Origin of the sequence: Cryobacterium sp. Y50 (assembly GCF_002929805.1) — a bacterium.
GTDB lineage: Bacteria > Actinomycetota > Actinomycetes > Actinomycetales > Microbacteriaceae > Cryobacterium.
In genome coordinates this window covers 24,895-33,112 of the sequence record NZ_PJJM01000065.1, presented here as the reverse complement: position 1 = coordinate 33,112, position 8,218 = coordinate 24,895, and the positions used below count along the sequence as shown (strand labels likewise).

The following is an 8,218-nucleotide window of genomic DNA, read 5'->3' as shown; positions in this document are numbered from 1 at the left end:
CCTGTCGCGCGTCGCGTTCCTGACGGTCAGCGCCACCGGCACGCTCACGTACCTGTCGTACATTTCAGCGGATGCCGCCACCGCAGCGCTCGCGGCAACCGGATTCGCGACCGCGCCGCTCGGCTTCGCCGCGCTACTGCTGCTCCTGGCCGGAGCCGTGCTCGTGCTGCGTCGTCGCCGGAGCGTCGCGTAACGCATCCACTGAAGACGGCCGTCACCACGCGAATCATGCGGGTGACGGCCGTCTTTTGCGTACTCTGCACGCTCGGGCGGGGGGATGGGCGGGGTTCGCAGATAGGGTCGCGTTGGTCGATGGAGGTCTCGGCGAGCTCGACCAGCGGAGACTGGGACGATCCCCGAGATTGGCTCGTGTCGCTCGTTTCCGTTGGCGTTTCGGATTGAGTACCTGCGCCGCTGGAATGAGTGCGTGGAGCGTGGTGGTGCGAAGGTGCGGCTGCTCCGCGAGTTCAACCTCGCGAAGGGCACGGTGGATCGGTGGCTGCAGGCTCGCGACGATGAAGAATGGGCCGCATCAATGGTCGCAATGTCAGAGAGGTCGCCGAAAAGAATGGGAAATCGTGATCGCGCCGAGTTGGCGCGGCTGCGGGCGGAAAACGAGGCCTTGAAGAAGAAGGTCGCGCAGTCCGAGGCAGCACAACAGATCTTGGGAAAAGCATTCGAGCTCTTGGAAGGGCTCACCACGAGCTCGAACGAGGAGCAAACAACGATCCCGACGGCACTGATGAGCGCCGACGAGTAGCCAGCCACCTAAAAGACACGCGTGCCGTCCCCGTCCGGGCCATCATCCGCAGATTAGGGCATTTCGAGGGTCCTCACCTCGGCTGCACCGCCCATAGCCCCCACCGACGCAAAAACCACGACGAAAGGTAAAATCGGCAGCACACCGAAACGTAACCCATGATCAAACCCCAAAAACACTCCAACCAGAACTGACCCACGCTCCTAGTCTCTGAGTCCCAGCGCCCGGTTTTCGCGGGCCACTCGTGAACTGTGGGCGGGGTCGGGGCGAAAGCTAGGCGGCGTCGGTGACCGTCAGCAGCACGGAGCCGGAGGAAACAGTGGTGCCGACGACGGCGGCCAGGTTGCCGACGGTGCCGTCGCGGTGGGCGACGAGGGGCTGCTCCATTTTCATGGCCTCGAGCACGAGCAGCAGGTCGCCCTTGACAACCAGGTCACCCTCGGCCACCAGCAGCTTGACGACGGTCGCCTGCATCGGCGCTTTCACGGCGTCTCCGGTGGCGGTATCGACGGAGTGCAGACCGCCGCGACGTTTGGGGGCCGGGCCGACCGAGCGCGCGCTCGCGCCGCCGGGCAGCAGGCGGGTGGGCAGCGTCACCTCGATACGGCGTCCCTGCACCTCGACGACGATGCTGTGGCGTTTCTGCGGGCCAGCGGCATCTTCCATGCTGCCGCTCCACGGTTCGATGTCGTTCTCAAACTCGGTCTCGATCCAGCGGGTGAAGACCGTGAAGGGCTTTTCGTCGCTTGGGGCGAAGGCCGGGTCGCGCACGACCTTGCGGTGAAAGGGCAGCACGGTCGGCAGGCCGGCGACCTCGAACTCGTCGAGGGCGCGGCGCGAACGTTCCAGAGCTTCTTCGCGAGTTGCGCCGGTGACGATGAGCTTGGCGATCAGGGAATCGAAGGATCCGCTGATCACATCGCCAGACTGCACGCCGGTGTCGACGCGTACGCCGGGGCCGCCGGACGGCTTGAATACGTGCACCGGGCCGGGCGCGGGCAGAAAGCCGCGGCCGGCATCCTCTCCGTTGATGCGAAATTCAAACGAGTGAGCGGATGCGACGGGGTCGCCATAGGTAAGTTCGCCGCCCTCAGCGAGGCGGAACTGTTCGCGCACGAGGTCGATGCCGGTGACCTCTTCGGAGACGGTGTGCTCGACCTGCAGGCGGGTGTTGACCTCGAGAAACGAGACTGTGCCGTCCTGGCCGATGAGAAACTCGCAGGTGCCGGCGCCGAGATAGCCGACCTCTTTGAGGATGGCCTTGGACGCGCGATACATCTCGGTCGTCTGCGCTTCGGTGAGGAAGGGCGCTGGCGCCTCTTCGACCAGCTTCTGGTGCCGGCGCTGCAGTGAGCAGTCGCGGGTCGACACGACGACGACGTTGCCGTACTGGTCGGCCAGGCACTGGGTTTCGACGTGTCGGGGGGAGTCGAGGTACTTCTCGACGAAGCATTCGCCGCGACCGAAGGCCGTGATGGCCTCGCGGGTGGCGGAGTCGAACATCTCGGCGACCTCCTCACGGGTGCGGGCTACCTTGAGGCCGCGGCCGCCGCCACCGAAGGCGGCCTTGATCGCGACGGGCAGACCGTGCACGTCGACGAAGGCGAGTACCTCGGCGGCGTCGCTGCAGGGGTTTAGGGTGCCAGGCGCCATCGGCGCGTTGACCTTCTCGGCGATTTTGCGGGCGGAGACCTTGTCGCCGAGCTGCTCAATCGCTTCAGGCGATGGCCCGATCCAGATGAGTCCGGCGCCGATCACGGCGCGGGCGAAATCGGCGTTCTCAGCCAGAAAGCCGTAGCCGGGGTGCACGGCGTCAGCGCCGCTGCGGCGGGCGATCGACAGAATCTTGTCGATGACCAGGTACGTTTCGGCGCCGCTGGTGCCGTCGAGACCGTACGCCTCGTCGGCGAGACGGGCGTGCAGGGAGTCGCGATCCTGGTCGGCGTAGACAGCAACAGAGACAATTCCACTGTCCTTCGCGGCACGGATGACCCGAACGGCGATCTCGCCTCGGTTGGCGATGAGGACCTTCGTTATGAGTGACACAATCCCTTAGCCTATTGGGCCGCGCCGCATCCATTTTGGTTCTCTCCCACAAAAAGACCGGCCAGATTCTTGCGGATGCCTACAATTCCAGCGCTCCGGGGCGATTCCACAGGGTCGGCCACTCGTGGCCGAGGCCGCGCACCAGCCGTCGAAGCGTCGGCAGCGACAACCCCACCACGGTTGACGGGTCGCCGACGATGCTCATAATGAAGGGAGCGCCGAGGCTGTCGATCGTGAACGCTCCCGCCACATAAAGCGGTTCACCGGTCGCGATATAGGCGTCGAGCTCGGCATCATCGAGGTCGTCGGCGAAGGTCACTTCGGCCACCGCGACCGCGCCGACCGCGCTGCTTGGCACTCCGGCTGTCAGCTCGATCAGCCAGTGCCCCGAGTACAGCGTTCCGGTGCGCCCGCGCTGGCGCTCCCACCGTTCCCGTGCCGCCTCCGCGGTGTGCGGCTTGCCGTAGATGACCCCGTCCAGCACGAACACCGAGTCGCCGCCGAGCAGCAGCCCGTTCAGCGGTTCTGTCAGCAGAGCGGATGCCGCAGCCTCGGCTTTCGCCCGCGCCAGCAGCAGCACGAGTTCTCGCGGCGCGAGTGGCGTTCCGGCCGCAGCCTCGGTCTCGGCGACGACGCGTGCTTCGTCGACGTCAGGGTTGATCAGCACCGGTTCGATGCCGGCCGCCCGGAGCAGGGCCAGTCGGGCCGGAGAGGTGGAGGCCAGGTAGAGGCGCATGCTTGTCCTTCGCAGTTTCGGTGACTCCATTCAATCAGGCTCGATCGCACAGGGGTGGAGGGGGTGTGGGATCATCAAGGAATGAGCAATTCGAGTCATCAGTCCCAGGCCGCCGACAGTACCCCGTCCGAAACGGTCGGCAGCGAACTTGAGCTCGACATCACCAACGTCGCGCACGGCGGAATCTTCATCGCCCGCCATGAGGGCCGCGTCATTTTCGTCAGCGACACCCTGCCCGGCGAGCGGGTGCGCGCGCGCCTCACCGAGGCGAACCACAAGAGCTTCTGGCGGGCCGAGACGGTGGCCGTGCTCGACGCCGCCCCGGAACGCCAGCCGCACATCTGGAGCGCAGCATCCGTTGATCGCGCTCCCGAAGATCGCGCGGGCGGTGCAGAATTCGGCCATATCGAGCTCGCATTCCAGCGCGAACTCAAGCGCCAGGTGCTCGCCGACGCGCTCCAGCGCATGGCCGGGATCGACAGCGACGTCGTCGTCGAACCGGTCGCAGTCAGCGCCAAGGCCAGCCCCGGCGACGCGATGGACGGCACCGGATGGCGTACCCGGGTGAGCCTGCACGTCGCCGCCGACGGCACTATCGGCCCGTACGCCGCCCGCAGCCATCGCGTGATCCCGATTGACGATCTGCCGCTCGCCGAACACGAACTCGAGCTGCGCGCCCCGCTCGACACCCTGTTTCACAACGCCGCGAAGATTGACCTGGTTGCGCCAAGCAAGGGAGACGTGCAGGTACTCGTCTCGGCCAAAGATGCCAACGGCAAGCCCAGACGGGTGCCGCACGGCCTGATTCACGAGGTTGTCGACGGCCGCGAGTTCGAACTCGACCGGTCCGGATTCTGGCAGGTGCACTCCATGGCCGCCGACACGCTCTACCACGCAGTGCAGAACATAATCGACCCCGATCAGTTCGACCCGCGGGCCGCCAACCTCGATCTCTACGGTGGTGTCGGCCTGCTCGCCGCGGCCGTCGGCGACAAGTTCGGCGCGTCGACTCGCATCACCTCGGTCGAAAGCGACCCGGAAGCGGTCGTCTTCGCCGCCCGCAACCTTAAAGGATGGGCCGGAGCCACGGCCGAGGCCGACCGGGTTGACCGCTTTCTGCAGCGCCTGCAACGCACCGCGGATGCGGCGGAGCGAGCGCGCCTCGCCGCCGCCACCGTCGTGCTCGACCCGCCGCGCTCCGGCGCGGGCACCGCCGTCGTTGATCAGCTGGTGGCCCTGGGCCCCCGGCAAATCGTCTACGTGGCCTGCGACCCGGTGGCCCTGGCTCGCGACGTCGCGCTGTTCCAGAAGCAGGGATACCAGCTGCGCACCCTGCGAGCCTTCGACCTGTTCCCCAATACCCATCACGTCGAGGCCGTCGCACTGCTCAGCAAATAGCTATCCTTGACACGAGCCAACCAGAAGGACAGCGACATCGTGAGTCACGCACTTCCTGATCCCGCACCAACCATCCCCGAGCAGCCCGTTCGCGTCGGCATCGTCGACGACCACGAATCGGTGCGACTGGGCCTGCAGGCCGCGTGTGAAAACTCCAGCTACGAGGTGCTTTTCGCCGCCGCGACCGCTCAGGCACTCGTGGACGGCCTCGCCGGACGAGCGTGCGACGTGATCGTGCTCGACCTCTCGCTCGGCGACGGTTCGCTCGTGACCGATAATGTGCACCTCGTCGCGAGCACCGGCTCGGCCGTGCTTGTCCACAGCATCGCCGACCGGGTGGCCTCGGTTCGTGAGGCACTCGCCGCCGGCGCCGCCGGAGTCATCCCCAAGTCCTCGCCGACCACCACCGTCATGGCTGCCGTGGCCTCCGTCGCCCGCGGCGATGTGCTCAACAATCTCGAGTGGGCCACCGCGATCGACGCCGATCGTGATTTCGCCAAGGCTCAGCTCGGTCGCCGTGAACGTGACGTTCTACACCTGTACGCCTCGGGTTTGCCGCTCAAGATGGTCGCCCTGCAGCTCGGTATCGCGCACTCCACCGCGCGGGAGTACCTTGACCGCATCCGCGTAAAGTACGTCGAGGTCGGCCGCCCAGCGCCGACCAAGGTCGACCTGCTGCGCCGCGCCGTCGAAGACGGAATCCTGCCAGGACTCGACGCCTCCGATGGTGACCGCGGTGACTAAACGGGTCGCCCGAGCGGGAGCCCTGTTGTCTACCGATCCGGCGGCGTTCGGCACGGTCAGTCCGGCCGACTTCCAGGACGACCTGTTCGGCCGGCCCCGGCACCCGCGCAATCCGATCAGTCACGCCCAGATCGAGATCGCGCTGTCCCGTTCGGTGGCCGGCGTCGCGGTGGTCTTCGCGCTCCAGGCGCTGCCGCTCATGCTCGTACAGCTGGAAAGTCGCAAGCCCGGTTCCGCAGTACCCATCGGAATCGCCCTGGGCTTGTCAATTCTGGTGTTCGTAGTCGCAACGCTGGTTCGGCGCGGCATCCGCACTACGGCCGGCATTGTCGCGGCCTGCTACCTCATTGCCCTGATGGTCTGGCCGCTCGTCATGCGCGACCCCACGGTCGTTCTCGACAGCAAACCGTGGCTCTGGTACCTGTGCACCGTCGCGACCTCGTGCGCGGCGATCGCGTTTCCGCTGCTCTGGGCCATCATTTACACGGTCGTCACGCCCGTCGTCTTTGGACTCTTGCGTGGACTGCCCTCCGGCGGCAAGGCCGAAAGCCTGCTCGCCGTCCTCGACACCTGCTACGCCATGCTGCTCGGCGGTGTCGTGCTCATCATCATCTACGTGCTCCGCGACGCGACCGACAAGGTCGACACCGCCCAGTCCAATGCCCTGGCAAAATACGCTGTGGCGGTGCGCCATCACGCGACCGAGGTGGAACGCGTCGAGGTCGACTCGATCGTGCACGACAGCGTTCTCGCGACTCTGCTCTCGGCCGCCGGTGTGCGCAATTCCAAGGGAGCCGAACTGGCCGCGGCGATGGCTCGCAGCGCCATCATCCGCTTGCAGGAGGCCAGTGGCGAACGCACGCTCGACGATGCGACGACGGACGTGACCCGTTTGGTCGCGCGCCTTCGGGGCACTGCCGCGGACACCGGCGTTTTCACCGTCGCCGAGTTGGGGGTCGATGGCCTGAGCATTCCGGAGTTCGTCGCCGAGGCCCTGTACGCGGCGAGCGTGCAAGCCATGGTCAACAGCGTGCAGCACGCCGGCCCAGCGCAAACGCGCAGCCTGACGATCTGCGGTAACGATCAAAGCGGATGCCGCATCGAGATCAGCGACACCGGCCGCGGCTTTGATCCGACCAGCGTGGCTAGTGCCCGGCTCGGCGTACGAGTCTCTATTCGCGACCGGATCGCCAGCGTGGGCGGCGTCGCCGTGGTGAACTCGCGCCCTGGCCAAGGTACGACCGTGGTCATCAGCTGGCCGCGGGCCGCGGTCTCCGCCGTGAGCGAAAGCGAAACGGATAGCGGCAGCGACGCCGAAACTCAAGCTGCGCCCGCACCGGTCGCACATGCCGTCACCAGTGCCGACGCCGACCGGGCGGGTGATCGCTGATGACCGTTGTTGTCGTGGTGTCGCGCACGCTCACCCTCGTCGTAGCGGCTCTGTTCTCGGGCTATCACGTGATTCTCGGGCTGTATTCGATCCAAGAGCCGGCATCATCGGTGCCGATCCTGGTCGCCATGGGCCTGTATGTGGTCGCGACAATGGCGAGCCTGTGGCCCAGCAGTCCGATGCGCATGTCGCTGCCGCTGGCGCTGTTCAATGTCGCGGTCAGCGCGGCGCTGCCGCTGATCGTGGGCAGCCAGCTCGAAGGCTCCTCGGGCAATCTCGGCTACGCCACCTGGTACGTCGCCGCCATTGGCGCGCTAATGACCATCACCGCCACCCGCAAGCGTCCGCAGCTGGCACTGCTGGGTGTGGCCGTGCTCGTCATTCACAGTGTGATCTGGGCCGGAGTCGGCGAACTCGGTGGACTGGGCGTCATCGGAAGTGTGGTCTGGGTGGTCGCAGCCGCGGTGCTCTCCCGTGCCCTGGTCAAAGCCAGCCGGGATGCCCGTCAGTTTTCCCGAGCCGAGCGCGAGGCGAGTGGATGGCACGCGGCCCAGGAGGCTCACCTGTACGAGCGCCAGGTGCGTCTCACTCAGACCATGCGCCTCGCCATGCCGATGCTGCGGCGCATCAGCGAGAGTAATGGTGAGCTGACCGAGGATGAACAACAGGAATGCCGGTTTCTCGAAGCGGCTATTCGCGATGAGATTCGAGGCCGTCGCCTGCTCAACCACGCGGTGCGGGAACAGGTCATGGCTGCGCGGCGTCGCGGAGCCATCGTCACGCTCCTTGACGAGGGCGGTATTGACGATCTCGAGGGTGTTGCCCTCGACGACGTGCTGGCCGCCCTCGCCCTGGCCCTCGAGCAGACGAGCGCCGACAAGATCATTGTGCGCACCGCGGCCGACAGCGCGACCGTCGCGGTGACCGTGGTGGGGCTGTCGAGCCCCGACCCTGCCGTGAGTGCCCTAGGGCCGGACTCAGCGGGTGACGATGAAGTCAACCTGTGGCTGGAAATCCCCCGTCAGGTCACGCCCGCAGTCTCGGCCTGAGCACCCCTGCTCCCTGTTCGGGGCTCCTGGGTACGCGAAAGGGGACCAGCCGAAGCTGATCCCCTAGCGCTGATTCGAGAATGGACGACAACCCG

The 8,218-nt window shown here is 66.4% G+C and carries 8 protein-coding genes; 6 read left to right on the top strand and 2 right to left on the bottom strand.

Translation table 11 applies throughout. From position 1 onward, the window contains the following. Both CXY73_RS03100 and CXY73_RS03095 read left to right on the top strand, forming a co-directional pair. Positions 1-193: LPXTG cell wall anchor domain-containing protein (locus tag CXY73_RS03100; protein ID WP_158254010.1), on the top strand; the 193-nt coding region annotated here is incomplete at its 5' end. 255 nt (positions 194-448) lie between these two features. After that, positions 449-760, top strand: coding sequence for a hypothetical protein (locus tag CXY73_RS03095; RefSeq protein WP_233198109.1), 312 nt, complete (start codon positions 449-451; stop codon positions 758-760). Positions 761-1,033: 273 nt separating this feature from the next. Here the strand turns inward: CXY73_RS03095 and CXY73_RS03090 are convergent, their stop codons facing one another. Together CXY73_RS03090 and CXY73_RS03085 are read right to left on the bottom strand one after the other, a co-directional pair. Further along, positions 1,034-2,806, bottom strand: a complete 1,773-nt coding sequence (locus CXY73_RS03090; RefSeq protein ID WP_104135595.1) for a biotin carboxylase N-terminal domain-containing protein — start codon at positions 2,804-2,806, stop codon at positions 1,034-1,036. 79 nt (positions 2,807-2,885) lie between these two features. After that, entirely contained in the window at positions 2,886-3,542 is a 657-nt protein-coding gene (locus tag CXY73_RS03085; RefSeq protein WP_104176803.1) for a nucleoside triphosphate pyrophosphatase, read from the bottom strand. Between the two features lie 81 nt (positions 3,543-3,623). On the opposite strand from CXY73_RS03085, the gene CXY73_RS03080 reads away from it, so the two are divergent. Genes CXY73_RS03080 through CXY73_RS03065 form a run of 4 tightly spaced genes read left to right on the top strand, consistent with a single transcriptional unit; the run spans position 3,624 to position 8,123 of the window. After that, positions 3,624-4,940 (top strand): class I SAM-dependent RNA methyltransferase, encoded by a 1,317-nt coding sequence (locus CXY73_RS03080; RefSeq protein ID WP_104176802.1) that lies wholly within the window; start codon positions 3,624-3,626, stop codon positions 4,938-4,940. Positions 4,941-4,979: 39 nt separating this feature from the next. After that, entirely contained in the window at positions 4,980-5,684 is a 705-nt protein-coding gene (locus CXY73_RS03075) for a response regulator transcription factor (protein ID WP_233198108.1), read from the top strand. 25 nt (positions 5,685-5,709) lie between these two features. Then, entirely contained in the window at positions 5,710-7,074 is a 1,365-nt protein-coding gene (locus tag CXY73_RS03070) for a sensor histidine kinase (RefSeq protein ID WP_233198107.1), read from the top strand. Beyond that, positions 7,074-8,123, top strand: coding sequence for a hypothetical protein (locus CXY73_RS03065; protein ID WP_104135599.1), 1,050 nt, complete (start codon positions 7,074-7,076; stop codon positions 8,121-8,123). Before CXY73_RS03070 ends, CXY73_RS03065 begins: the two co-directional genes overlap by 1 nt. Positions 8,124-8,218 lie beyond the last annotated feature (95 nt).

Bases quoted from the DNA above. Each gene is read 5' to 3' on its own strand.
- CXY73_RS03085 (WP_104176803.1), bottom strand. From the start codon at position 3,542: ATGCGCCTCTACCTGGCCTCCACCTCTCCGGCCCGACTGGCCCTGCTC.
- CXY73_RS03080 (WP_104176802.1), top strand. From the start codon at position 3,624: ATGAGCAATTCGAGTCATCAGTCCCAGGCCGCCGACAGTACCCCGTCC.
- CXY73_RS03065 (WP_104135599.1), top strand. From the start codon at position 7,074: ATGACCGTTGTTGTCGTGGTGTCGCGCACGCTCACCCTCGTCGTAGCG.